The organism is Vibrio sp. Evd11 (assembly GCF_900382755.1).
Taxonomy (GTDB): Bacteria; Pseudomonadota; Gammaproteobacteria; order Enterobacterales; family Vibrionaceae; genus Vibrio; species Vibrio lentus.
Genome location: NZ_OSDX01000038.1, coordinates 1 through 24,742 on the forward strand (window position 1 = coordinate 1; position 24,742 = coordinate 24,742).

General features: G+C 44.2%; 26 protein-coding genes and 1 other RNA gene. 17 read left to right on the forward strand and 10 right to left on the reverse strand.

What is annotated here, in order from left to right:
• The 5 genes from ED652_RS15605 to mscS all read left to right on the forward strand — a co-directional run.
• The coding region (locus ED652_RS15605) for a transketolase C-terminal domain-containing protein (RefSeq protein WP_301951208.1) at nucleotides 1–386 on the forward strand (386 nt) is incomplete at its 5' end.
• A gap of 214 nt (nucleotides 387–600) precedes the next feature.
• Nucleotides 601–1,650, forward strand: coding sequence for an erythrose-4-phosphate dehydrogenase (gene epd, locus ED652_RS15610; RefSeq protein WP_122055417.1), 1,050 nt, complete (start codon nucleotides 601–603; stop codon nucleotides 1,648–1,650).
• A gap of 166 nt (nucleotides 1,651–1,816) precedes the next feature.
• Nucleotides 1,817–2,980 (forward strand): phosphoglycerate kinase, encoded by a 1,164-nt coding sequence (locus ED652_RS15615; RefSeq protein ID WP_029223491.1) that lies wholly within the window; start codon nucleotides 1,817–1,819, stop codon nucleotides 2,978–2,980.
• Between the two features lie 155 nt (nucleotides 2,981–3,135).
• Complete coding sequence (fbaA, locus tag ED652_RS15620; protein ID WP_009847671.1) at nucleotides 3,136–4,212, forward strand: class II fructose-bisphosphate aldolase; 1,077 nt, start codon at nucleotides 3,136–3,138, stop codon at nucleotides 4,210–4,212.
• Nucleotides 4,213–4,573: 361 nt separating this feature from the next.
• On the forward strand, nucleotides 4,574–5,440 hold the full coding sequence (gene mscS / locus ED652_RS15625; RefSeq protein ID WP_122055418.1) for a small-conductance mechanosensitive channel MscS: 867 nt from the start codon (nucleotides 4,574–4,576) through the stop codon (nucleotides 5,438–5,440).
• Between the two features lie 95 nt (nucleotides 5,441–5,535).
• Here mscS and ED652_RS15630 read toward each other — a convergent pair whose 3' ends face one another.
• Nucleotides 5,536–6,165, reverse strand: coding sequence for a LysE/ArgO family amino acid transporter (locus tag ED652_RS15630; RefSeq protein WP_122055419.1), 630 nt, complete (start codon nucleotides 6,163–6,165; stop codon nucleotides 5,536–5,538).
• Between the two features lie 142 nt (nucleotides 6,166–6,307).
• On the opposite strand from ED652_RS15630, the gene ED652_RS15635 reads away from it, so the two are divergent.
• Together ED652_RS15635 and ED652_RS15640 are read left to right on the forward strand one after the other, a co-directional pair.
• Nucleotides 6,308–7,204, forward strand: a complete 897-nt coding sequence (locus tag ED652_RS15635) for a LysR family transcriptional regulator ArgP (protein WP_102383526.1) — start codon at nucleotides 6,308–6,310, stop codon at nucleotides 7,202–7,204.
• Between the two features lie 110 nt (nucleotides 7,205–7,314).
• On the forward strand, nucleotides 7,315–8,028 hold the full coding sequence (locus ED652_RS15640; RefSeq protein WP_122055420.1) for an oxidative stress defense protein: 714 nt from the start codon (nucleotides 7,315–7,317) through the stop codon (nucleotides 8,026–8,028).
• Between the two features lie 120 nt (nucleotides 8,029–8,148).
• Here ED652_RS15640 and serA read toward each other — a convergent pair whose 3' ends face one another.
• The 5 genes from serA to zapA all read right to left on the reverse strand — a co-directional run bounded on the left by serA (nucleotide 8,149) and on the right by zapA (nucleotide 11,529).
• Nucleotides 8,149–9,378, reverse strand: coding sequence for a phosphoglycerate dehydrogenase (serA, locus tag ED652_RS15645; protein ID WP_122055421.1), 1,230 nt, complete (start codon nucleotides 9,376–9,378; stop codon nucleotides 8,149–8,151).
• A gap of 261 nt (nucleotides 9,379–9,639) precedes the next feature.
• A complete protein-coding gene (rpiA, locus tag ED652_RS15650) occupies nucleotides 9,640–10,296 on the reverse strand; it encodes a ribose-5-phosphate isomerase RpiA (RefSeq protein ID WP_122055422.1) in 657 nt (218 codons plus the stop codon).
• Nucleotides 10,297–10,420: 124 nt separating this feature from the next.
• Nucleotides 10,421–11,020 (reverse strand): 5-formyltetrahydrofolate cyclo-ligase, encoded by a 600-nt coding sequence (locus ED652_RS15655; protein ID WP_122055423.1) that lies wholly within the window; start codon nucleotides 11,018–11,020, stop codon nucleotides 10,421–10,423.
• Nucleotides 11,021–11,026: 6 nt separating this feature from the next.
• A non-coding RNA gene (gene ssrS / locus ED652_RS15660) (6S RNA) lies at nucleotides 11,027–11,209 on the reverse strand.
• 11 nt (nucleotides 11,210–11,220) lie between these two features.
• On the reverse strand, nucleotides 11,221–11,529 hold the full coding sequence (gene zapA / locus ED652_RS15665) for a cell division protein ZapA (RefSeq protein ID WP_004735366.1): 309 nt from the start codon (nucleotides 11,527–11,529) through the stop codon (nucleotides 11,221–11,223).
• 307 nt (nucleotides 11,530–11,836) lie between these two features.
• On the opposite strand from zapA, the gene ED652_RS15670 reads away from it, so the two are divergent.
• The 3 genes from ED652_RS15670 to ED652_RS15680 are packed head-to-tail and all read left to right on the forward strand — an operon-like array spanning nucleotide 11,837 to nucleotide 14,850.
• Complete coding sequence (locus tag ED652_RS15670) at nucleotides 11,837–12,412, forward strand: YecA family protein (RefSeq protein WP_017108131.1); 576 nt, start codon at nucleotides 11,837–11,839, stop codon at nucleotides 12,410–12,412.
• A 24-nt stretch (nucleotides 12,413–12,436) separates the two neighbouring features.
• On the forward strand, nucleotides 12,437–13,615 hold the full coding sequence (gene ubiH, locus ED652_RS15675; protein WP_122055424.1) for a 2-octaprenyl-6-methoxyphenyl hydroxylase: 1,179 nt from the start codon (nucleotides 12,437–12,439) through the stop codon (nucleotides 13,613–13,615).
• Between the two features lie 11 nt (nucleotides 13,616–13,626).
• A complete protein-coding gene (locus ED652_RS15680) occupies nucleotides 13,627–14,850 on the forward strand; it encodes an FAD-dependent 2-octaprenylphenol hydroxylase (protein ID WP_122055425.1) in 1,224 nt (407 codons plus the stop codon).
• Between the two features lie 136 nt (nucleotides 14,851–14,986).
• On the opposite strand, the gene ED652_RS15685 is transcribed toward ED652_RS15680, so the two are convergent.
• The 3 genes from ED652_RS15685 to ygfZ form a co-directional block, all read right to left on the reverse strand.
• The gene (locus tag ED652_RS15685) at nucleotides 14,987–15,193 is read right to left on the reverse strand and encodes a DUF1107 domain-containing protein (RefSeq protein ID WP_017108134.1); all 207 of its coding nucleotides are present in this window, start codon (nucleotides 15,191–15,193) and stop codon (nucleotides 14,987–14,989) included.
• A 564-nt stretch (nucleotides 15,194–15,757) separates the two neighbouring features.
• Nucleotides 15,758–16,219, reverse strand: a complete 462-nt coding sequence (locus ED652_RS15690; RefSeq protein ID WP_017108135.1) for an aminoacyl-tRNA deacylase — start codon at nucleotides 16,217–16,219, stop codon at nucleotides 15,758–15,760.
• A 4-nt stretch (nucleotides 16,220–16,223) separates the two neighbouring features.
• Complete coding sequence (gene ygfZ / locus ED652_RS15695) at nucleotides 16,224–17,195, reverse strand: tRNA-modifying protein YgfZ (protein WP_122055426.1); 972 nt, start codon at nucleotides 17,193–17,195, stop codon at nucleotides 16,224–16,226.
• A 167-nt stretch (nucleotides 17,196–17,362) separates the two neighbouring features.
• Between ygfZ and ED652_RS15700 the strand changes: the two genes are divergently transcribed.
• Both ED652_RS15700 and ED652_RS24155 read left to right on the forward strand, forming a co-directional pair.
• Nucleotides 17,363–17,623 (forward strand): succinate dehydrogenase assembly factor 2, encoded by a 261-nt coding sequence (locus ED652_RS15700; protein ID WP_004735374.1) that lies wholly within the window; start codon nucleotides 17,363–17,365, stop codon nucleotides 17,621–17,623.
• On the forward strand, nucleotides 17,571–17,999 hold the full coding sequence (locus ED652_RS24155; RefSeq protein ID WP_367889462.1) for a protein YgfX: 429 nt from the start codon (nucleotides 17,571–17,573) through the stop codon (nucleotides 17,997–17,999). Before ED652_RS15700 ends, ED652_RS24155 begins: the two co-directional genes overlap by 53 nt.
• A 108-nt stretch (nucleotides 18,000–18,107) precedes the next feature.
• On the opposite strand, the gene nadB is transcribed toward ED652_RS24155, so the two are convergent.
• Complete coding sequence (gene nadB / locus ED652_RS15710) at nucleotides 18,108–19,724, reverse strand: L-aspartate oxidase (protein ID WP_017108682.1); 1,617 nt, start codon at nucleotides 19,722–19,724, stop codon at nucleotides 18,108–18,110.
• A 387-nt stretch (nucleotides 19,725–20,111) separates the two neighbouring features.
• On the opposite strand from nadB, the gene rpoE reads away from it, so the two are divergent.
• From rpoE to lepA, 5 genes are all read left to right on the forward strand, one after another.
• A complete protein-coding gene (gene rpoE / locus ED652_RS15715; RefSeq protein ID WP_004735377.1) occupies nucleotides 20,112–20,690 on the forward strand; it encodes an RNA polymerase sigma factor RpoE in 579 nt (192 codons plus the stop codon).
• 26 nt (nucleotides 20,691–20,716) lie between these two features.
• Entirely contained in the window at nucleotides 20,717–21,340 is a 624-nt protein-coding gene (locus ED652_RS15720) for a sigma-E factor negative regulatory protein (protein ID WP_122055428.1), read from the forward strand.
• The gene (rseB, locus tag ED652_RS15725; protein WP_122055429.1) at nucleotides 21,337–22,299 is read left to right on the forward strand and encodes a sigma-E factor regulatory protein RseB; all 963 of its coding nucleotides are present in this window, start codon (nucleotides 21,337–21,339) and stop codon (nucleotides 22,297–22,299) included. The genes ED652_RS15720 and rseB overlap by 4 nt, the downstream gene beginning before the upstream one ends.
• A complete protein-coding gene (locus tag ED652_RS15730) occupies nucleotides 22,296–22,766 on the forward strand; it encodes a SoxR reducing system RseC family protein (RefSeq protein ID WP_122055430.1) in 471 nt (156 codons plus the stop codon). Before rseB ends, ED652_RS15730 begins: the two co-directional genes overlap by 4 nt.
• Before the next feature lie 137 nt (nucleotides 22,767–22,903).
• Complete coding sequence (gene lepA / locus ED652_RS15735; protein ID WP_122055431.1) at nucleotides 22,904–24,697, forward strand: translation elongation factor 4; 1,794 nt, start codon at nucleotides 22,904–22,906, stop codon at nucleotides 24,695–24,697.
• The last annotated feature ends 45 nt before the right edge of the window (nucleotides 24,698–24,742 follow it).

The following is a 24,742-nucleotide window of genomic DNA, read 5'->3' on the forward strand; positions in this document are numbered from 1 at the left end:
CTAAGGGTGGTTACATCCTGAAAGATTGTGAAGGCAAACCAGAGCTTATCCTTATCGCTACAGGTTCTGAAGTTGAACTAGCGGTTAGCGCTGCTGCTGAACTAACAGCTGAAGGCAAGAAAGTACGCGTAGTATCTATGCCTGCTACTGACGCGTTCGATAAGCAAGACGCTGAGTACCGTGAGTCTGTACTGCCATCTGACGTTACAGCTCGTATCGCTGTAGAAGCTGGCATCGCTGATTTCTGGTACAAGTACGTTGGCTTTGGTGGCAAGATCATCGGTATGACAACGTTTGGCGAATCTGCACCAGCAGGCGAACTATTCAAGATGTTCGGTTTCACTACTGAAAACGTAGTAAACACAGCGAAAGAGCTTCTTGCTTAATCATTGATTGCTAGCCTAGTGTTAACAGTAAAATGAAAGAAAAAACCGAGCGTAGAGCTCGGTTTTTTGTATCTGGGATTTGTTTTCTCCTAGACTAATCCTTACAAGCAGCAGATCAATTTGTCCTAAGTAGACTGAGTTATTCAAGTAATGCCTTTTTGGTAGGATTCAGTTATCATCTGTTGCACGAAATTTTGGTTAGATGTACGGAACTATGCTAAAAGTCGCGATAAATGGATTTGGACGAATAGGGCGCAATGTATTGCGCGCTGTCTATGAAAGTGGCAAAAGCCAACAAATCAAAGTAGTAGCGGTCAATGAGCTTGCTCAACCTGACGCTATGGCTCACCTATTGCAGTACGACACCAGTCACGGCCGCTTCGGCAAGAAAATCTCTAATGATCAAGAGCACATTTATGTTCATCATGGCATTGGTGCTGAAGATAAAGGCGAGTTTGATACCATTCGTATCTTACACCTGGCTGATATTGAACTGTTGCCTTGGCGTGATCTTGAAGTCGATATTGTTCTCGATTGTACCGGTGTTTACGGTTGCCGAGATGATGGCCTAGCGCACATCGCTGCTGGAGCTAAAAAGGTACTGTTTTCACACCCTGGTGCTAACGACCTTGATAACACCATTATCTATGGTGTAAATCACGATACTATCGAAGCTGACCACCGAATCGTTTCCAATGGTTCATGCACCACTAACTGTATTGTCCCTATCATTAAAGTACTTGATGATGCCTTTGGTATTGAGTCAGGTACCATTACGACCATTCACTCTTCAATGAATGATCAGCAAGTTATTGATGCATACCATAGCGACTTGCGTCGTACTCGAGCAGCAAGCCAATCTATCATTCCTGTCGACACTAAATTGCATAAAGGTATTGAAAGAATCTTCCCGAAATTTTCTAACAAGTTCGAAGCGATATCTGTGCGTGTGCCGACGGTAAACGTCACTGCGATGGATTTAAGTGTCACAATTAATACAAATGTGAAAGTTAATGACGTAAATCAAACCATTGTTAATGCTTCCCAGTGTACATTACACAATATAGTTGACTATACTGAAGCGCCGCTCGTTTCCATCGATTTTAATCACGATCCCCATAGCGCAATTGTTGATGGTTCACAAACTCGAGTGAGCAACGGCCACTTAGTGAAAATGCTGGTGTGGTGCGATAATGAATGGGGCTTTGCAAACCGAATGCTGGATACGGTTCTTGCAATGGAAGCTTCTGAAGGCAAGAAGTAAGACCTGGAAGCAAATGTGCGGATTATTTATTTTTTAGCTTGAATTAAATGCTAAGCGTCCACATATTACTAGTAGTGAAAGAATTACCAGTTGAATAATTTATAGGCTTAGCAGGGTTGCTGAGTTTCCAAAACTTTATTTTTATTTAAATTTGAGAGGACAAATCATGTCTGTGATCAAGATGACTGACCTGGAACTTGCAGGTAAACGCGTATTTATCCGTGCTGACCTAAACGTACCAGTAAAAGACGGTAAAGTAACTTCAGATGCACGTATCCTAGCATCTCTACCAACTATCAAACTTTGCCTAGAAGCTGGCGCAAAAGTTATGGTTACTTCTCACCTTGGTCGTCCTACTGAAGGCGAATACAACGAAGAGTTCTCTCTAGCTCCTGTAGTTAACTACCTAAACGACGCATTAGACTGCGAAGTTAAGCTAGCGAAAGATTACGTAAATGGCCTAGAGCTAAACGCTGGCGAACTAACTGTTCTTGAAAACGTTCGTTTTAACAAAGGCGAGAAGAAGAACGAAGAAGCACTTTCTAAGCAATACGCTGCACTATGTGACATCTTCGTGATGGACGCATTCGGTACAGCTCACCGTGCTCAAGCTTCTACACACGGCGTTGGTACTTACGCTCCTGTAGCATGTGCTGGTCCTCTTCTAGCTGCTGAGCTTGAAGCTCTTGGTAAAGCAATGGACAACCCAGCTCGCCCACTAGTGGCTATCGTTGGTGGTTCTAAAGTTTCTACTAAACTAACCGTTCTAGAATCTCTTTCTAAAATCGCTGACCAACTTGTTGTTGGTGGTGGTATCGCGAACACGTTCATTGCTGCTGAAGGCCACAACGTAGGTAAGTCTCTATACGAAGCTGACCTAGTTGAAACTGCTAAGAAGCTAATGAAAGAGTGTGCTATCCCAGTAGCGACTGACGTTGCATGTGCTAAAGCATTCGACGAAAACGCAGAAGCTGAAATTAAGCACGTTTCTGAAGTTCAAGACGACGACATGATCTTCGACCTTGGCCCAGATTCAACTGCAGCTCTAGCTGAAATCATCGGCAACGCAAAAACGATTCTTTGGAACGGCCCTGTAGGCGTATTCGAATTCAAAAACTTCGAAGCGGGTACTGCTGGTATTTCTAAAGCAATCGCGGACTCTGAAGGTTTCTCTGTAGCAGGCGGTGGTGACACGCTAGCGGCTATCGACAAGTTCGGTATCAAAGCAGATGTTTCTTACATCTCTACTGGTGGCGGTGCTTTCCTTGAGTTTGTTGAAGGCAAAGTACTTCCTGCAGTAGCTATGCTTGAAGAGCGTGCTAAAGCGTAATTGATTTAGAAAGGCGAGATGTGAATCTCGCCTTTTAACGTTTGCTGCATATCACACTTATTTGCTAGAATAGCGGGAGTTGTGAGCAAACGATTGCAAATTTTTAAACTTAAGTTTTTTATCTTAAAACGAATAGAATAAATAGGACTATTTCCATGTCTAAGATCTTCGATTTTGTAAAACCTGGTGTAATTTCTGGCGATGACGTACAGAAAGTATTTGAAGTAGCAAAAGAAAACAAATTTGCTCTTCCTGCAGTAAACGTTGTTGGTACTGACTCTATTAACGCAGTACTAGAAGCGGCTGCTAAAGTTAAGTCTCCAGTTGTTGTTCAGTTCTCTAACGGCGGCGCTGCATTCTTCGCAGGTAAAGGCGTTAAACTTGAAGGTCAAGGCGCACAAGTTCTTGGTGCTGTAGCTGGTGCAAAATACGTACACGCTGTCGCTGAGTCTTACGGTGTTCCAGTTATCCTGCACACTGACCACGCTGCTAAGAAACTTCTACCATGGATCGACGGTCTACTAGACGCTGGTGAAGAGTTCTTCGCACAAACTGGTAAGCCTCTATTCTCTTCTCACATGCTAGACCTTTCTGAAGAGTCTCTAGAAGAGAACATCGAAACATGTGCTACTTACCTAGCTCGCATGGCTAAAATGGACATGACAATCGAGATCGAACTTGGTTGTACTGGTGGTGAAGAAGACGGCGTTGATAACTCTGATATGGACGCATCTGAGCTTTACACTTCTCCAGAAGACGTAGCATACGCATACGAGAAGCTAATGGCTGTTAGCCCACGTTTCACTATCGCTGCATCTTTCGGTAACGTACACGGTGTTTACCAAGCTGGTAACGTTGTACTTACTCCAACTATCCTACGTGACTCTCAAGCATACTGTGCAGAGAAGTTCGGTATTGCACCTAACGCTCTAAACTTCGTATTCCACGGTGGTTCTGGTTCTTCTGAAGCAGAAATCCAAGAGTCTATCGGCTACGGTGTTATCAAAATGAACATCGATACTGATACACAGTGGGCAACTTGGGATGGTATCCGTCAGTACTCTGCTGATAACTTCGATTTCCTACAAGGTCAAATCGGTAACCCAACTGGCGAAGCTGCGCCAAACAAGAAGTACTACGATCCACGCGTATGGCTACGTGCTGCTCAGTCTTCAATGGTTACTCGTCTTGAGAAAGCATTCGCTGACCTTAATGCTGTAGACGTACTATAATTCTTTGAATTAAGTACTCTTTAAGTTTTAAAAACCCGCTCATTGAGCGGGTTTTTTTATGTCTGATAAAAACTTGTATTAAATATGTGAAAAACCTAGCCTACGGTGAATAAATTTCGTAGTCTTTTAGTTATCGGTATTTGCGTTTATTGGTAAGTTTTATTAATTCAAAAGCTTACATAAATATGACTTTGCAATCGGTCAAAGATAGGATATCGTGCCGAAAAACTGGACCTGGTTCAGTTTATAAAAAGGACTTGGCTTTAATTTACTTTTAACACAGTGACTTAACAGGAGTTAAACTGTTTATTATTGTAAAAGTAAGTTTAGCTCATAGCATATTATATAGAGGATGCACATTATGGCTGATAGTTCGACAGCGCTTGAGACTCCAATTGTGGATGGTTTATCTCAGGCCGAGCAGTGGTTAACAAATAATTCAGATCTATTTATCCAATACGGTGTAAACATTATCTCTGCACTGATAATTCTATTTTTTGGTAACTTGATTGTTAAAGCAGTCGCGAATAGCGTATCTAAGGTTCTTGAGAAGAAGAAGATGGATCGAGCTGTTGTGGAGTTTATCCACGGTTTAGTTCGTTACTTTTTGTTTGTTATTGTTCTTATCGCTGCACTTGGTCGTTTAGGCGTTCAAACTGCGTCTGTAGTTGCTGTTATTGGTGCGGCTGGTTTAGCCGTTGGTCTTGCGCTGCAAGGCTCACTATCTAACTTTGCAGCGGGTGTACTTATCGTTGCATTCCGTCCATTCAAGTCTGGTGACTACGTGGAAATTGGTGGTGTAGCGGGTTCAGTTGATTCAATTCAGATCTTCCAAACTGTTTTAACAACACCAGACAACAAAATGGTTGTAGTACCTAACGGAAGCGTTATCGGTAGCCCAATCACTAACTATTCTCGTCATGCGACGCGCCGTATTGACCTAATGATTGGTGTTTCTTACAACGCTGATCTTCAGAAGACAAAAGCGCTACTGACTAAGATCTGTGAATCTGATGAGCGCGTATTGAAAGATCCAGGTGTTCAAGTAGGTGTTCACACGCTAGCTGATTCTTCAGTTAATTTTGTTGTTCGTCCATGGGTTAGCACTGCTGACTACTGGAATGTTTATTTCGACCTTATGCAAGCTATCAAAGAAGGCTTGGATAACGAAGGTATCGAAATCCCATTCCCGCAAATGGATGTACACATGAATAAAGTAGAAGCTTAATCTCCAATTAGTTTTTATAGCTATAAGCTTTTATAAGAAAAGGCGGGTAACTTAGGTTATCCGCCTTTTTGTTGGTTTTATGAAGCTAAATAGATTTACCAGTATTGCTCAATTAGTCCATTGGTAAGCACTGCTGCAATGGCAAACATCATAGTCGCGACTGCGATATCGATGCCTTTCTTAACCTTCGGCTTAGATAGCGTTGGGCCTAGCTTTGCAGCGCCCAATGACAAAGAGTAAAACCACACGAACGAAGCCAAGATCGTCCCCATAGCAAAAGCGATTCTGTCGTTGCCTTCAAACTGTCCGCCAATGGATCCTAGAATCACCACGGTATCCAAATAGAGATGCGGGTTTAATACAGTTACTGCTAATGCACCTAAAATAACGGTGCGCTTACCGCGAGCTAATATCTCACCTTTTGATTCATCACTGGCACGTGTTCTGAACGCACTGCGCAGTGATAGCAAGCCATAAACTGTAAGAAAGGCGATACCCCCCAATGTCACTGAGGTGAGCAATAATTCATTCTGTGACAAGATCGCTCCGCCACCAAAAATACCCAATGAGATGAACAAGGTATCGAGCAGGCTGCAAATCGTCGCTGTGGTTAGGTGGTGATTGCGTTTTATCCCTTGATTTAAGACGTACGCATTCTGAGCGCCAATAGGGATAATCATGCTTGCCCCTAGACCAAAACCTTGTAATAAAACCCAAAAATTCATTTTAACCTCCACTTAATTAACGATATTTACGTGCTATATGGCGAAGATACTCCGACCTTTTAAATAAGTATAATTAATGATTTTAATCTATTATTAGAGTTGCTAATGTTGATGGTGATTAGGTTAAAAAGGAAGCAAGTTGATGCGTGGATTGGATTATAAATGGATAGAAGCACTGGATGCTGTGGTGAAACAACGCAGTTTTGAAAGGGCTGCCGAGCAGTTATATATCTCCCAATCGGCGGTGTCTCAACGCATCAAACAACTGGAAAAATGGTTAGCCCAACCCGCGCTTGTGAGAGAAAGTCCGCCAAGGCCAACACCGGCAGGGAAAAAACTGTTGGGTTTGTATCGTCGTGTTCGTTTGTTAGAGCATGAGCTTGTCCCTGAATTGATGAATGAAGAGGGTACTCAACCTCTTTCCCTGTCCATTGCGACCAATGCTGATAGCTTGGCGACATGGCTGTTACCCGCGTTATCTGATGTGATGAACTCACGTCAAGTGGAGTTGAACCTTGCGATTCATGGTGAGTCTAGAACGATAGAAAAAATTAAGAGTGGGGAAGTCGCAGGGGCGATCAGTCTGGAATCACAGCCTATTCCTGGGTGCAGCGCTGACTATCTCGGTCGTATGGACTACGTGTGTGTGGCGAGTCCTAGCTTTCATCAACGCTACTTCTCTGATGGAGTGAACTATTCGACATTAACCAAAGCTCCTGCGGTTTCGTATGACCAATACGATGATCTGCATAAGAAGTTTTTGCATGATCATTTTAATGTTCCGAGAGACAGCGTTATCAATCATACGGTGGGAAGTTCAGAAGCTTTTGTGCGACTCGCTCTCTCTGGTGTCGCCTATTGTTTGATCCCTCGACTGCAGATTGTTGAAGAGTTGGAATCAGGGACACTGATTGATGTCACGCCCGGCTTCTTGCTGTCTTATCGTATCTATTGGCACCATTGGCAGCTTGAGAGTGGGGTGTTGAAGGAAATCTCTCAAGCCATATTAAGTTATGCTCACAATCACTTACCTCAGTAAGCTGTTGGTTTTTTCATCGTCAAAGTTCTGTTAGAAGTTGGGTATCAGGATTGGCTATGCGACAAATTGCTCTATGATAAAAGAACATTTGTTCAGCGTGGGTTTTCCTAATGAAGTTTGTACCAAAAATCTTAGCAACGTCTCTTACTCTTACTGCAGCGTTGAGTGCTGTGAGCTTTCCATCATTGGCAAACTCTCCCTCTTTTCCGCATATTTCAACGACGGGCTATGGTGAAGTGATCGCGACACCGGATATGGCAACATTCTCTGTTAGGGTTGTAGAATCAACAATGACGGCTGAACAAGCTAAAAATACTGTCGATAAAGTCGTGACAGGCTTTCTCAACAAGCTGCAAAAAGCAGGAGTTGATGAGGCTAGCGTACACAGCTCTAACCTGTATTTATCGCCTCAATACCATTACCCGAAAGATGGTAAGCCTGAACTGGTTGGCTACCGTGCTTCACGTAATGTGACAGTTCAAGTTAATGATTTAGCTAACCTAAATGATTATATGGATATTGCTATTGGTCAGGGCATTAATCAGATCGATAACATTCAACTACAAGTTCGCGACCAAGCCAAATATCAAGAACAGGCTCGCTTAGAAGCAATCAAGGATGCAAGAGCGAAAGCCAAATCATTGGCGAGTGGTTTTGAGCGTGATCTAGGTGATGTGTGGCGTGTGGATTATAACGCACAGTCTTCACAGCCTGTACTCATGCGTTCAATGGCGATGGATGCAAGAACAGAATCGAACTCTTATGAAGATTCAACGATCACCATTCGTGATCGTGTCAACGTGATCTACCAATTAGAAGAGTAGTGAACGCACCTTAAGAAGGTTTTGGATCATCATGATCTTTTTACCTACCATAGGCCAAATACTAAAAAGGCTCTCATTGCGAGAGCCTTTTCTATTTTTACTTATGATCTAATTCGATGATTAGTGAAGAAGACGAGCACGGATAGTGCCTTCGATTTCTTTCAATTTAAGCAGAGCTTCTTGTGAACGATCAGCTTCCACATCGATAACCACATAACCCATATCTGCGGCAGTTTGTAGATACTGACCTGCAATGTTGATCCCTTCTTCAGCGAAGATGGTGTTGATCTGAGTAAGAATACCTGGACGGTTCTCGTGGATGTGCAGCAAACGAGAAGTGCCTGTATGCAATGGCAGTGAAACCTCAGGGAAGTTAACACTTGATAGCGTAGAGCCATTATCAGAGTACTTAGCAAGCTTACCTGCTACTTCAACACCGATGTTCTCTTGTGCTTCCTGAGTTGAACCACCCACGTGAGGCGTTAGGATCACGTTATCGAACTGCATCAATGGTGACTCAAATGGGTCAGCATTGGTTTTTGGTTCCGTTGGGAATACATCGATTGCTGCACCTGAAAGGTGACCAGAATCTAGAGCGCCGCACAGAGCTGGGATATCGACTACCGTGCCACGTGCTGCATTGATAAAGATAGAACCAGGCTTCATGCGCTCGAACTCTTCTTTACCCATCATGTTCTTGGTTTCATTGGTTTCAGGTACGTGCAAAGAGATCACGTCACACTTGTTCAGCAAGTCAGTCATAGTGTGAACTTGAGTTGCGTTACCCAAAGACAGCTTGTTTTCGATATCGTAAAAGTAAACACGCATACCAAGGTTTTCAGCAATAATACCCAGCTGAGTACCAATGTGACCGTAACCGATGATACCTAAACGCTTACCGCGAGCCTCGTAAGAGTTGTCAGCACTCTTTTTCCAGATACCACGGTGAGCAAGAGCATTCTTCTCTGGGATACCGCGTAGTAGCAATAAAACTTGACCAAGAACCAGCTCAGCAACGCTTCGAGTATTTGAGAACGGTGCATTGAAAACAGGGATACCGCGTTTTGCTGCCGCTTGAAGGTTAACTTGGTTAGTACCAATACAGAAACAACCGACTGCAACTAGCTTTTCTGCTGCATCAATAACTTCTTGGGAGATGTTGGTGCGAGAACGGATACCAATGAAATGAGCATCTTTCACTGCTTCAAGAAGTTCATCTTCAGGTAGTGAGCCTTTATGGTACTCAATATTGGTGTAACCAGCGGCTTGCAGTACTTCTACAGAAGAAGGGTGAAGACCCTCTAGAAGTAGAATTTTAATTTTTTCTTTTTCCAGTGAAACTTTGGCCATTGTTCTCGTCCTTAAAATGGAAAGGTTGGGCAAATGCGGCGCACGTGCTACAAAACGGCTAAAAGAGGAACTTATTCACCATTTTGTCAGGAGACAAACGTTTTCCCTGTGCGTCTTCTGAACAATAAAGTAACAAAAAAAAAATGTTTTGGGTAAGAAAATTACGGAATAAGACATAATTTTACAGGCGAAAAGCAAAAAAAACGGCGCCCTTGGGCACCGTATGTAATGAAGTAACAGAAAAACTCAATCTTCTATTATTTATTCTTCAATTTTTGCCCCTTCAGGTGTGCCTGTGATAACCACATCAGCACCACGGTGAGCAAATAGACCAACCGTAACTACGCCAGCAATACCGTTGATGATATCTTCTAGTTGTTTCGGGTTTTCGATTGCCATGCCGTACACATCTAGGATTACGTTGCCGTTATCGGTTGTGCAACCTTCGCGGTAAACTGGGTCACCACCAAGCTTTACTAGTTCACGTGCAACATATGAACGTGCCATTGGGATAACTTCAACAGGCAGTGGGAATTTACCCAACACATCAACTGTTTTAGTACCGTCAACAATACAAATAAACTTATCAGAGATAGCCGCTACGATTTTTTCACGAGTCAACGCAGCACCGCCGCCTTTGATCATGTCGCGTGAACCGTTGATCTCATCTGCGCCATCAACATAGATGTCTAACTTGAATACGTCATTACACTCAAATACTTTGATTTCCAGCGCTTCTAGTTTTTCAGTAGAGGCTACAGAGCTTGAAACCGCACCTTTGATTTTTTCTTTCATTGTGCCTAGTGCGTCGATGAAGTGATTTACTGTAGAGCCTGTACCTACACCTACAATGCTGCCTTCTTCAACATATTGAAGTGCTGCCCAGCCAGCTGCTTTTTTCATTTCATCTTGAGTCATGCCATTCTCCTGAATAAGGTCTTGTACTTTGAATTAATCGTTTGCGTAATGATGAAGTTAACGTTTAGATATTGGGTTAGCGTTTGCATATCGAGGTTAACGTTTGCGGCGGGATTATAGCGCTTTAATGGTTGTTTTCCCATTGCCAAGTCTTACTCGGAGTCACGATTTTAGGTAACGGAATGTCCCATTCTTCAATTGGCAGTGTATCGACATGCTGGCAATCATGAGCCAAACCAATTGGCGTTGCGCCTTCACCAGTCTCAAACCATCGAGCCAAGGTACGATCGTAATATCCGCCGCCCATGCCTAAGCGATGCCCTTGAGAGTCAAAGCCTACAAGGGGAGTCAGAATGAGATCGAGTTGCTGACAAGGTTTGACCAGCATCTGATTGAGCTGAGGTTCGACAATGCCGTACTTATTCAAAACAGTGGATGTGGTTGGTGAGTAATGTAGAAACAGCAGATGTCCGGCAGAGAAGGGGTGTAATACCGGTAAATAAGTTTGTTTACCTTGCGCCCATAACCATTCAATTAAAGGCTGGGTATTGAGTTCGCCATCAATGGAAATATAGAGGGCGATATGTTGAGCTGACTGAATCTCATCAAGCTGAGAGCACTGCTTAACTAAGTCTATACCGGATTGAGTTTGTTGGTCGCCAGATAAGGTATTGCGTTTGATACGGATCTGTTTGCGAAATTCGCTGCGTGTGAGCGTCTTCATAAGAAGGGATACCCCAAAGTGCCGTTGAGAATAGATGGCCCTTGAACCAGCGAGTTCAAGGCGGATCAGCAATGATTACCGTAGGCTTCTCGGCGGGCCGAGCATGCTCAATAGCACTCAAGTACTAACCCTTAGGGATTGCTTATCGGCTCGGGGACGTGAATCCTCTGACAAACACTCCAGGGTAAATTTTGTGTACGCTATTGCTGTCCGTGCTTAACTTTACTGAGGACATCTGAAAGTGATGTCGTGAGCTGTTCCATTCGCTCGGTCAGTGCGTTTTGTTCATCATTCGCTTCAAACTTCTTGGTTTGTAATTCATAGCAAATGTTCAGAGCCGCGATCGTTAGCAGCTTCACTTCATTGGTTACCTTAGTACGTTCAGCCATCTCTTTCAATCGATTATCAAGATCGGCCGCCGCTGCAATTAATGACTCCTCTTGCCCTGGAGGACAATTAACTCGAGTCAGTTTTCCTAATATTTCAACGTCTACCGCTTGATTACTCATGATGGATGAACTCTTTAACGCGCTATTTTTAAGGCTGTTGCACTTTCTCATTTTTGAAAAAGAAAAAGAGCAAACACCGCTGAGGAAGCAATCTCCTCTGAGGGAGAAACTATAGGTAAACCGCTATTAAGATTCAAGCTTTTCAGAGTGACTGTTTGTAAATGAGAGCTTGAGCACACAGTAATTCAGCAAATTGAACATTTGGTAGTCAGTCATCCTTCAATTGCTGGGGATCGATGCTTACCAGAATTGGGGTGAAGTGGTACGATTATACTATCGATATAAAGAATAACTGAGCGAGCTACTGATGAGCGAAACTACTTTACCTGACTACCTAACGGTTGCGACTGAACTTCAATCGGCAAGCCTAGCCGTAACACCTGCTGAAATGCATGGTCTGTTAACGGGTATGTTAAGTGGAGGTTTAAACCTTACAGATAAAAGCTGGCAACCACTGATCTTTGATTACACCAATGAAGGCATGGGTTGGCCTGATCGTGTCTTAACGTTAGCAGAAGCTACATTAAAGGTGACGACCAGCGAAATTACTGGTTCTGGTATGGAATTATCTATGTTGTTGCCTGATGAAGACGCAAGTGCGAGCCTATTTGACCTTGCTGATGGTGTTTCTGATTGGATTAACCACTTTATTTCTGGTTTGGGTTTAGTGGGCGCTCCGTTAAACAAAGCGTCTGATGGTACCAAAGAAGCCTTGGCTGATCTGGAAGAGATGGCGAAGCTGGGTATTGATGAAGAAGACGACTTAGAAGAGCAAGCACAGCTTCTAGAACACGTTATCGAGCATGTTAAAGCGTGTGCATTAACGATTCATGCTGAGTTTGGTGCTCGTCCATCTGAAGATGCCGCTCCAACCATTCACTAATTCGTTTGCTCGTTTGAGGTTATGATGGCTCAGTATGATGTTGTAATTGCTGGTGGTGCAATGGCGGGGGCAACTTTGGCCCTTGCTCTGAATCACTTAAGTCAAGGCTCTCTGTCTATTGCGGTAGTGGAGCCTTATCAGGTTGATCATCAAGCTCACCCTGGATTCGATTCTCGTTCTATTGCTTTGTCTTATGGCACTGTGCAGATCCTTGACTCTTTGCAGTTGTGGCAATCTATCGCTCCCGTTGCAACCCCGATCAAAGATATTCATGTATCAGATCGAGGTCATGCTGGAATGACGGACATCTACAGTGAAGATCTTGCTGTTGATGCGCTTGGCTACGTGGTGGAGTTGGCGGATGTTGGTCGGATCTATCAGCAGAAATTAGAATCAGAAGCTGCAATTACGATGCTTTGCCCTGAGTCTGTTAGAACCGTTGAACGTGATGAATCGTTAACGACGATTGAGCTGACAAGTGGGCAAACAGTAACCACTAAGTTATTGGTTGCAGCTGACGGTGCTATCTCAACCTGTTGTCAGCAACTGAATATCCCATTGAGTGAACATGACTTTGAACAAGTTGCTGTGATTGCCAATATCGTTGCTAGTGAACCTCATCAAGGCCGAGCCTTTGAGCGTTTTACTCATCATGGGCCAGTTGCTCTGTTACCGATGAGCGACAACCGTTTATCGCTGGTTTGGTGTTTACCACCAGAGCAAGCGCAGCAAGTCACCGCTTTAAGCGATGATGAATTTCTTGAGCAGCTGCAGAAAGATTTTGGTTGGCGATTGGGTCGATTAGATAAAGTGGGCAAGCGTGCGAGTTACCCATTAATTCTTCGTCATCGCCAGCAGAATATTTCTCATCGTTTTGCGATCGTAGGCAATGCTGCTCAAACGCTTCACCCCATTGCGGGCCAAGGTTTTAACCTCGGCATTCGTGATGTCGCTTCTTTGGCTGAAGAGTTATGTAACCAACTGGATGATGTTGGGTGTTACACTGGTCTTGTTAACTTTAGAAAGCGTAGAGAACAAGACCGAGACACTACGATTACGTTGACTTCAAGCCTCGTTCATCTGTTCTCAAATGATTTTATGACCGCTCGTATTGGGCGTAATCTTGGGTTAGCCGTAATCGATAACCTCCCATCTCTTAAAGGTCCACTTTTGCGTCATACGCTTGGCCTAGTAGATAGATAAGGTAAAAAATAATGATGCAAAGTGTTGATATCGCTATTGTTGGCGGTGGCATGGTTGGCTTAGCGCTCGCGGCCGCATTGAAAGACAGTGACTTAAGAGTTGCGGTGATTGAAGGCAAAGCTCCCAGTGAAGGGCTTAGTGAATTACCCGATGTGCGAGTGTCGGCACTGAGCCGTTCGAGTGAAGTCATTCTGCGTAACCTAGGGGCATGGCAAGGTATCGAACAAAGACGTGCTGCGCCCTACCAAGCGATGGAAGTATGGGAACAAGACAGTTTTGCTCGCATCGAGTTTGACTCGACACGCTTAGCACAGCCTAACCTAGGCCATATTGTAGAGAACCGCGTAATTCAATTAGCGTTGCTTGATCAGGTTAAGAAGCAAGATAATGTCAGCCTATACATGCCAGCTACGTGCAAAACGATGGCGATTGGTGAGAGCGAAGCATGGTTAACGCTAGACAATGGCCAAGCGCTGACCGCTAAATTAGTTGTTGGAGCTGACGGTGCAAACTCTTGGGTTCGCAAACAGCAAGATATTCCGCTAACACATTGGGATTACGGCCACAATGCGATTGTCGCGAACATCAAAACAACAGAGCCTCACCACAGTGTCGCTCGTCAAATATTCACACCGCAAGGACCGTTGGCGTTCCTGCCAATGCAACCAACGAATATGAGCTCTATCGTTTGGTCTACGGAACCAAATCGTGCCGAGAAGCTTGTATCCATGTCGGATGCTGATTTCAATAAACAGCTCACGGCTGAATTTGATACCAAGCTTGGATTATGCGAAGTGGTTGGTGAGCGTTTCGCCTTCCCGCTACGTATGCGATATGCGCGAGATTTCGCGGTAGAGCGTGTAGCTTTGGTTGGTGATGCTGCTCATACGATTCACCCGTTAGCGGGGCAGGGTGTCAACTTAGGGCTATTAGATGCTGCAAGCTTAGCGCAAGAGCTGTTAACGCTGTGGGCTGCTGGCGAGGACATTGGTACCAAGCGTAACCTTCGTGGCTACGAGCGCTGGAGAAAAGCAGAGGCGGCGAAGATGATTGCGTCTATGCAGGGCTTTAAAGATCTGTTTGAAGGCGACAATCCAGCCAAGAAGCTGATTCGTGGCATCGGTATGAAGCTTGCGGGTCAACTGCCTGGTGCGAAAGATGAAATCATGAAAAGAGCACTTGGTTTATCTGGGAACCTTCCTGATTTAGCAAAACGTCCTGTGACTCACCGATAGTGATTTAATGGTTAAGTTGTTGAGCATTCATAACGAATAACTCGCGACAGAACAGGTTTTCAGAATCATAAGTACTAAAAAAGGGTTGGCATTAATATGCCAACCCTTTTTATTTCGAATTCTTTAGATAATCAGATTAGGCGTATGCACAACGCAGCTTCATGATTTCACTGTTGATCTCTTTCACGGTTTGAAAATGACGTTTCTCTGCTCGCTCCGGTAGTACGAGCTTGCCATTATCAAACTCAAATTTGCCGACGCCGTAAATGTAGATTCGTCCTTTGAAAAGTCGACTTACATGTTTAGCAATCATACCCGGTGTATAGCGCTTAAACAGTCTCATTCTTAATTATCCTTATATTTACCTAGCCTGCATATTATAGAAAAAATCCGTGATAATAATTGTGATAAGCGTGGATTAATATGCAGCAGAGTTGACGTTTATTAGATATTTGTGCTGTTCTAAGCACTTCCTGTAGTAAATATCTATTTTTACGTGAGCTTCTCCTCAAAATAATAGTGAGTAGGGAAACTGCCATGAACTTTCCTGTTCGGTATTAAGCAGTAGAGATGTTACAAGTATAAGAATAGGCGGGATTTTTTTATTTGTGTAATCAAATTGTAAATTTTAGACATAAAAAAAGCCCGTCTAAAACGGGCGAATAGTCACAGATGCATTACACAAAAGTGGATACTGATGTTACTCAGTGGATTCACTTGTACTGATTTACCTAAAGGCTAGTCAGTAAATTAACAATAACGCAGATTTAACATCATGACTACTTATGCTTTTAATTTGATTAAATATTTACTATTAATGTGTTTTTCTTATGACGAACTTCACACAAAATATGTATTTAATGAAAACTTTAAGTGAGGTTTGCGATCAATTGCGCCTTAGAGTGGATCATCGACAGATCTCTGCGACGATAGGGGCACACAAAGCCATAAGATCATCGAGATCCAATGCGACGCCAGCCATTCGATCACCAGAGCTGATCGTCACGAAGGCGTTGTTCTGCAGGGAAGGATCAAAAATGATCGGCATGTGTCTCTTCAGAGCAAGCGGCCCGACACATCCAGCCTTAAAGCCAGTGATGGCTTCAACATCTTTCAGTGATACGCAGGTCATTCGACGGCAATTCAGTACCGAGCGTACTTTCTTAGGGTCGACAGAGCGATCACCAGCAATACAGGCTAACGCATACTGGTTTCCCATATCCTTGAGCAGGATGCACTTGACCATTTGAGAGGCATCGATGCCTCGTTCTTGCGCTGTCTCTTCGATGCTGGTGGTTGGTTTGCTTTGCATCAGCAGGCGATAATCCACCTGCTGTTGATCCAACCATTGTGTAATCAGAGTTTCCAAGTGGTTACTCTTCGTCAAGGCTGTAAGGCAGTGGCAGAATGTTCCACACTTGATCAGGCTGCGCAGTCAATCGAAGCTGAACATCGTCATCAAGGTTGTTTGGCAACACCATCAAACCCATCGCGTGGTTATCAGCAAATTGATACACGTTTAATAGTCGGCCTGCGCCACGCCAGTTTTCACCCACGCTGCGTTCTAGTTCAATCGTATTTTCAAGAGACAGTACATCTGAAGTCGTTCCTGAAACAATGCGCATTTCACGCTTGTTCATGCCACGATACTTAGCGCGAGCAACCGTTTCTTGACCTGTGTAGCAGCCTTTTGAAAAGCTGATACCGCCAATCGCTTGCAGGTTAAGTGCTTGAGGAATGTGCTCGTTTTGCTCTGCTTTCGATAGGTTCGGCTGAGCATCAAGAATTTCATGATACTGCCAAAGTGCTTCCGATACTTTTTCTGCAGTGCTGCTTGAAACCAAGGCTTCAGCGGCTTCTTCTGTCACAAGTAGAGCCCAACGGTTGTCAGAGACTTGAACAGCGGTGCCACCAGAGATTACACGCACTTTACCTTGGCTTTCTGAAATTGAGTCAATGTATTGATCAGCTGACGAGCCCATCACACCGATAACAACGTCAGACGTTTGCTCGATATCAACCTTAGAGAATACGGCGTATTTCTTGATTTCAACTAGCTCGACTTCAATTGCCGATTTAGGCTGCATGAGTGCGTAGCCACCGTTGTGGTGGAACAAGCGAAAGATACTCCATACCTTTCCTTTCGCATCACAATGCGCACCTAATGTAGATTCATCATTAGGAAGAGTGACGACATCGCACGTAACTTGACCTTGTAGGTACGACTTTTTGTCATCGCCTATCATGGTAATTGCGCTCCAATCTGACACGTGTGTCATCATTAGTTCTGGAAGCGATTCATTTTGCGTATGAGCGAGCGGCTGAAATGTGTTTTTCCAATCCATTTTATCTTTCCTAAGAATTTTATTTGGCTCTATGTTAATCCGGTTCTGTTTCTTTGTCAGCCTAGGTTTTTTTGTGAGCTTAGATAGGGACTGTGACTCACATAGTAGTTGCAGAGCGTATGACTTGTTACACTCCGAGAAAGAAAAATTATAGGTGAGGATAGCCAATGTACACTGCAGAGCAGAAAGCACGAATTAAATGGGGTTGCCGTCGCGGCATGTTAGAACTTGATGTCGTCATCATGCCATTTTTTGAAGAGTGTTTTGATTCGTTGCAAGAGCAGGAACAGCGCGAGTTTGTTTCTCTATTAGAGTGTGATGACCCAGATTTGTTTACTTGGGTGATGGGACACGGGCGTAGTGAAAACCTAGGTCATGCATCAATGGTTGATAAAATTGTCGCGCATAACCTCAGCAAGGTTCGTTAGGCTTCAGCTTAACCCTTCATATTCCGCATTATTTGCAAAAGGCACTATTTTTGGGTGCCTTTTGTTTTTCATCGTATTCTCCTCCATCCCTCTTGTTGCCAGTCTCTACTGTTTGTACCTCATGATCTCTTTATTCAAAACTGATACGGTTGTGGTTAATGCGGCTCAAGGTTGTTTCGATTACAAGCACGATGGGGAAGTTAGGTTGAATGACCAACCTTATGTTCTCAAGACCGTCAATAAGGTTTGGGCGCAATTTTTCGTTAAGCTGAGTTTTGAATGTGGGCATTCGGTACTGTTATGGCGAGACAGTTGTGATGAGCGTGAGTATCGACATTTTCTGGCAAACCTACAACGAGCCCGCGAGATAAGCTAGAGCATCAAATAAAAGAAAGCGTAGATAAAAAAAAGAGAGCACTTGGCTCCCTTTCATCTAATTGCTTTTAGTTAACGCACTAAGCCGCTAATAACTTTTAACCAATGGTTATGATTGGTTTCTCTCTGGTGTGAGAATGGTTGGGCCGCTGTCTTCTGCAAGCTCTGGGTAATCCAACGTATAGTGCAGGCCTCGGCTCTCTTTACGTTGCATCGCACAACGCACCATCAGTTCAGCCACTTGCAATAAGTTACGCAGTTCAAGCAGGTTGTTCGAAACCTTAAAGTAGCTGTAGTACTCATGAGTTTCTTGCTGCAGCATCTGAATACGGCGCATTGCACGTTCTAGACGTTTATCCGTTCGAACAATACCCATGTAATCCCACATGAACAGTCTTAGCTCGTGCCAGTTGTGCTGAATGATCACCTCTTCATCACTGTTGGTGACTTGGCTTTCATCCCATGCTGGAAGTTCTGCACACAGTTGAGATTGGTCGATGTTCTCAACGATATCTTTCGCTGCTGCCCATGCGTATACAACACACTCAAGCAATGAGTTTGAAGCCATACGGTTCGCACCGTGCAGGCCGGTGTAGCTCACTTCGCCAATCGCATATAAGTTAGTTAAGTCGGTTTGACCTTGCTTATTCACCATGACACCACCACAAGTGTAGTGGGCAGCCGGTACGATAGGGATCGGCTCTTTGGTCATGTCGATACCCAAATCCATCAAACGCGTATGGATCATTGGGAAATGCGCGGTAATGAATTCTTCAGGCTTGTGGCTGATGTCAACATACATGCAGTCTGCGCCTAAACGCTTCATTTCGAAGTCAATCGCACGAGCAACCACATCACGAGGAGCCAGTTCACCACGCTCGTCGAAGTCCTTCATGAATCTTGAACCATCAGGACGACGTAAATAAGCGCCTTCGCCACGCAATGCTTCTGTCAGAAGGAAGTTACGCGCCTCTGGGTGGAATAGACATGTTGGGTGGAATTGGTTGAATTCGAGGTTTGCGACACGACAACCCGCACGCCAAGCGATAGCAATACCATCACCTGAAGAGACATCCGGGTTTGAAGTGTATTGGTAAACCTTGGAAGCGCCGCCAGTTGCAAGTACCACAAATTTAGCACGCACGGTTTCTACGTGTTCTTGGTTACGGTTCCAGATGTAGGCACCGATAACTTTGTCTTTCGAACCACCGACTTTATCTTCTGTGATCAAATCAAGCGCATTGTGACGCTCAAAGATCTCGATGTTGGGGTGATTATTGACGTTGTCTTGTAATGAGGTTTGCATCGCCATGCCAGTTGCATCGGCAGCGTGCAAAATTCGGCGGTGGCTGTGTCCACCCTCACGGGTGAGGTGATATTTAGGTTGGCCTTCGGTGCTGTTCTCATCTTTATCAAATGGAACACCGCCATCAATTAGCCACTGCACACACTCTTTTGCGTTTTCAGCAATGAATTGAACTGTATCTTCTTCACATAGCCCAGCACCAGCAATTTGAGTATCTTCTACGTGAGACTCAATACTGTCTGATTCATCGAATACCGCGGCAATACCACCTTGTGCGTAATACGTCGATCCTTCGCTACGTGGTCCTTTGCTTAATACAATTACTTTTGCATGTTCTGCTACACGTAAGGCTAATGACAAGCCTGCCGCACCACTTCCTACCACTAATACATCACACTGATGTTCACGGTTTGCGTTCATAAAACTTATTCAATCCCGGGCTATAGTCGAGTTGCCCACTCTCAATTGACCTTGTCTTGTTTTAGGAGTTGCGGTAAGACTGTTATAATCTCCCAAGTCATCCTAAAACGTTACGCAGAATCAAGATATAGACAGCTATCTAGAAATATTTAATTGCTCAATACCATTGCTTTTGCTCAAGTTTCCCCAAATTGATAGGGATAACTATTTTTATTACATCACATTGTGAAACAATAATGGCAAATAATTTTAAGAAAGTTGGAACTTTCAGTATTTGGCTTAGTCACAATAGTGCTCTTGTAGACGGTGGTGTCAATACTACATTTCGCATAATTAGTACCCATATCTGTGAAGGTAAGGGCTATAACAATAGGAGTACCCGCTCGAATGAACGAGCAGCTAACCGATCAAGTGTTGATTGAGCGAGTTCAGAGTGGAGATAAGCAGGCATTTAACTTATTAGTAGTTAAGTATCAAAACAAAGTCTGTAATCTTATCTCTCGATACGTGAATAATTCCGGTGATGTACCAGATGTAGCACAAGAAGCTTTTATTAAAGCTTACCGCGCGATACCTAACTTTCGTGGCGAGAGTGCCTTCTATACATGGTTGTACCGAATTGCCGTGAACACCGCTAAAAATCATATCGTTGCCCAGAGCCGTAGGCCGCCAGCAACAGATGTAGATGCAGAAGATGCAGAATATTACGAAACAGGCAGCGCGTTAAAAGAAATATCGAACCCTGAGAACTTAACGCTGTCAAACGAATTGAAACAAGTCGTTTTTGGAGCGATTGAAGCGCTACCAGAAGACTTAAAAACTGCAATGACGTTGCGTGAGCTCGAAGGTTTGAGCTACGAAGAGATTGCAGAAGTAATGGATTGCCCTGTAGGAACCGTACGTTCGCGTATTTTCCGAGCTCGTGAAGCAGTGGAAAAGAAAATTAAACCTCTTTTACAACGCTAGAACTTGTAATAATTATGGTGAAAATAATGGCTGATAAAGAAAAGCTTTCGACACTCATGGATGGAGAAATGATCGACAAAGCTCTGATTGCAGAGTTGGAGTCTGATCAAGAAAGCATGGATACCTGGCAGAATTACCATTTAATTGGTGATGTAATGCGTGGGGATGCGCCAGAAAGTCAAGGTTGGAACATTGCTAACAGTGTTGGCGCTGCGCTTGAAAGCGAGCCAGCACACGGTTCAATGTCGAACTTGCACCAAGTGAATGTAGAACCTGTTGTTGCTCCAATTGAAGAACAACCGAAACCTCAACAAGCGAAGCGCCAGCTTCCAGCTTGGTTACAACAGTTTGGACAAGTTGCCGTTGCAGCCTGTGTTTCTCTAGCTGTTGTGTTAGGTGTTCAACAATATGGTGGCAGTGACCCAGCAGCACCAGAACAGCTGCCTGTACTCCAGACGATTCCGTTTGCGGGTTCTGCTGAACCAGTAAGCTTAACGCGTGACTCTGTTGAGAAACCAGCATCTGAAGCTAACTTGCAAGAGCAGCGCAAACGTGTTCATGCATTGTTAGAAGATTATGAGTTACAGCTAAGATTAAACAGTGATGCATCGCCAATGCAAGATGCACATCTAGAATCGGACATTGAATGAAGAAAATCCTGGTCAGTGCACTGACACTGTTCAGCTTGATGTCTCCAACGGCCTTTGCAGAGGAAATTACTGCAAAGGCGTTATTGCATCAAATGAACGAGGCCAGTCAGCATCTAAATTACGAACTCTCCTATATTTTGATAAAGAAGAGCAGTATTGAACCTCTGCTTTATCGTCATGCAGTTAACGACGACCAACAACTCGCACACCTTGTTTACTTAAGCGGGCCCGTTCGCGAAGTCATTCGACGTGGCGACGAAGTTAGCTATATAGAACCGGGTACAGAACCATTCACTATCCAGTCTGGCAGTATGGTTGCACCTGTCATTCCTATGATTAACCGAGGTATTGACGCGCTCAACGATTACTACGATTTCGTGAAAGTGGGTCGAGCTCGTGAAGCTGGAAGTACTACACAAGTATTGCGAGTGGTTCCGAAAGATGGGCTTCGCTATTCTTATGTCGTTTGGGTTGACGAAAAAACGAGTCTACCTTTGCGTGCCGATCTGTTGGATCGTGATGGCGAAGTGCTTGAACAGTACCGCACCATTTCTTATGTGGTGAACGATAAGATTGCTGAGGCAATGGGTGGCTTGAACCAAGCTCAATTACCGAAAGTCTTATCACTGCCGGAAGGCCTAGTGAGTGAAACTAATTGGCAAGCCTCTTGGATACCGGAAGGGTTTAAGTCAAAAGAGCTTAGCCGTTATCAAATGGCAGCGACCGATAAAATGGTTGAAAGCCAACTTTTCAGTGATGGATTGTTTAGCTTTTCGGTTTATATCGCCGATAAAGACGAACATTCATTGAAAGGGCAGTTGGTACGCCAAGGGCGCAGAACCTTACACAGCTTAGTGATTGGCGACAAAGAAATCTCTGTGGTTGGTGATATTCCGCCAGCAACCGCCAAACGTATTGCTCAATCAGTTACGTTCAATAAACCGGTATCAGCGCAATGATGACTGCGCTGGCAACGGTTAGTTCGGTTGAACAAAGCGGTCAACAATACTTTGTTCAACTGAGCTGCGAACAACAAACCAGTTGCAGCAGCTGTTCCTCTCAAAAAAGCTGCGGAACGGGTATTGTTACCAAGGCTGTTGGCAATAAATCCTTGTTTTGGCAGCTTAAAACCAAAAGCTCAGTCAAAGCAGGACAAATCGTAGAAATTGGCTTTCCAGAGAAAAGCCTACTTCAGTCGGCTGCGATCGTTTATCTCATCCCACTTTTCATGTTGATGATTGGTGCTGGTTTTGGACAACTCTTGTTACAACCCTTACTCCAAGGGGGCGAGGGGATAGTCATACTCAGTGCCGCGCTGTTCACTGCTGGTGGGATTGCCTTAGCGAAGCGCTTAGCCAAACCAATGGAAGACAAATCTAAGCAAGAAGTCGTCTTGATTCGAATCCTAGGTAAGCCTCTCGTCTAATTTATGATGCTTCTTGCCCTTAAATTGGGTAGAATCTGCCAACTTGATTGAAATGCCGCCACCAATGCTGAATCTAGATTGGACGTGTCGCGGCTTTCTTATTATCCCTATTCAAAGAGTTTAGTCACACCAAGCCTATGAAGCACATTCGTAATTTTTCGATTATCGCCCACATCGACCACGGTAAGTCGACCCTTTCTGACCGCTTAATCCAAGTTTGTGGAGGGTTAAGTGAACGTGAGATGGCAGCTCAAGTCCTCGATTCTATGGATATAGAACGCGAGCGTGGTATTACAATTAAAGCGCAGAGTGTGACTTTAGATTACAAAGCGAAAGATGGTGAAACTTACCAACTTAACTTTATCGACACTCCAGGACACGTAGATTTCTCTTACGAAGTATCTCGTTCTCTAGCCGCTTGTGAAGGCGCGCTATTGGTTGTGGATGCTGGTCAAGGTGTTGAAGCACAAACTCTAGCAAACTGTTACACCGCGATCGAAATGGAACTGGAAGTAGTGCCAATCTTGAACAAGATTGACTTACCTGCAGCTGAACCTGAGCGTGTTGCTGAAGAAATCGAAGAGATCGTTGGTATCGATGCGATGGAAGCGACTCGTTGTTCTGCAAAAACCGGTATCGGTGTTGACGACGTTCTTGAAAACATCGTAACGGCTATCCCACCACCAGAAGGTGATCCAGAAGCGCCACTGCAAGCGCTGATCATCGACTCTTGGTTCGATAACTACTTAGGCGTTGTTTCTTTGGTTCGTATCAAGAACGGTAAGCTGAAGAAGAACGACAAGATTAAAGTAATGTCGACAGACCAAGTTTGGGGTGTTGACCGTCTAGGTATCTTCACACCTAAGCAAATCGACACAACTGAGCTAAATACTGGCGAAGTTGGTTGGGTTGTTTGTGGTATTAAAGACATCCTTGGCGCACCTGTTGGTGATACGTTGACGCTTGCAAAAGGCGGCAGCACAGAACGTCTACCTGGTTTCCAAAAAGTGAAGCCTCAGGTATATGCAGGCCTATTCCCAGTATCGTCTGATGACTACGAAAACTTCCGTGACGCACTAGGCAAACTAAGCCTGAACGATGCATCACTGTTCTACGAACCAGAAAGTTCAGCAGCACTTGGCTTTGGTTTCCGTTGTGGCTTCTTAGGAATGCTTCACATGGAGATCATCCAAGAGCGTTTAGAGCGTGAATACGACCTAGACCTCATCACAACGGCACCAACCGTAGTGTACGAAGTTGTAAAAACGGATGGCAGCATTCTTTACGTTGATAGCCCGGCTAAACTGCCTGCGACTAATGATGTAGAAGAAATTCGTGAGCCTATCGCTCGTTGTAATATCCTTGTACCGTCTGACTACCTAGGTAACGTCATTACCTTATGTGTAGAAAAACGTGGTGTTCAAGTTGATATGGTTTATCACGGTAAGCAAGTTGCTGTGACTTACGACCTGCCAATGGCAGAAGTGGTTCTAGACTTCTTCGATCGTTTGAAATCAACATCTCGTGGCTATGCGTCACTGGATTACAACTTCCAACGTTTTGAAGTGTCGAACATGGTTCGTGTAGACGTATTGCTTAATGGCGAAACGGTTGACGCACTGGCTATCATTACGCACAAAGACATTGCACAGTCTCGTGGTCGTCTATTGGTTGAGAAGATGAAAGAATTCATCCCTCGTCAAATGTTTGATATCGCGATTCAAGCCGCGATTGGTAACCACATCATTGCTCGTTCTACAGTGAAACAACTGCGTAAGAACGTAATCGCAAAATGTTACGGTGGTGATATCAGTCGTAAGAAGAAACTTCTTAAGAAACAAAAAGAAGGTAAGAAGCGTATGAAGCAGATCGGTAACGTTGAACTGCCTCAAGAAGCATTCTTAGCGATTCTTCATGTTGGTAAAGACTAACTTTATCCAGCATTAAACGAATAATTGAAAGTGGAAGAGTAGCTC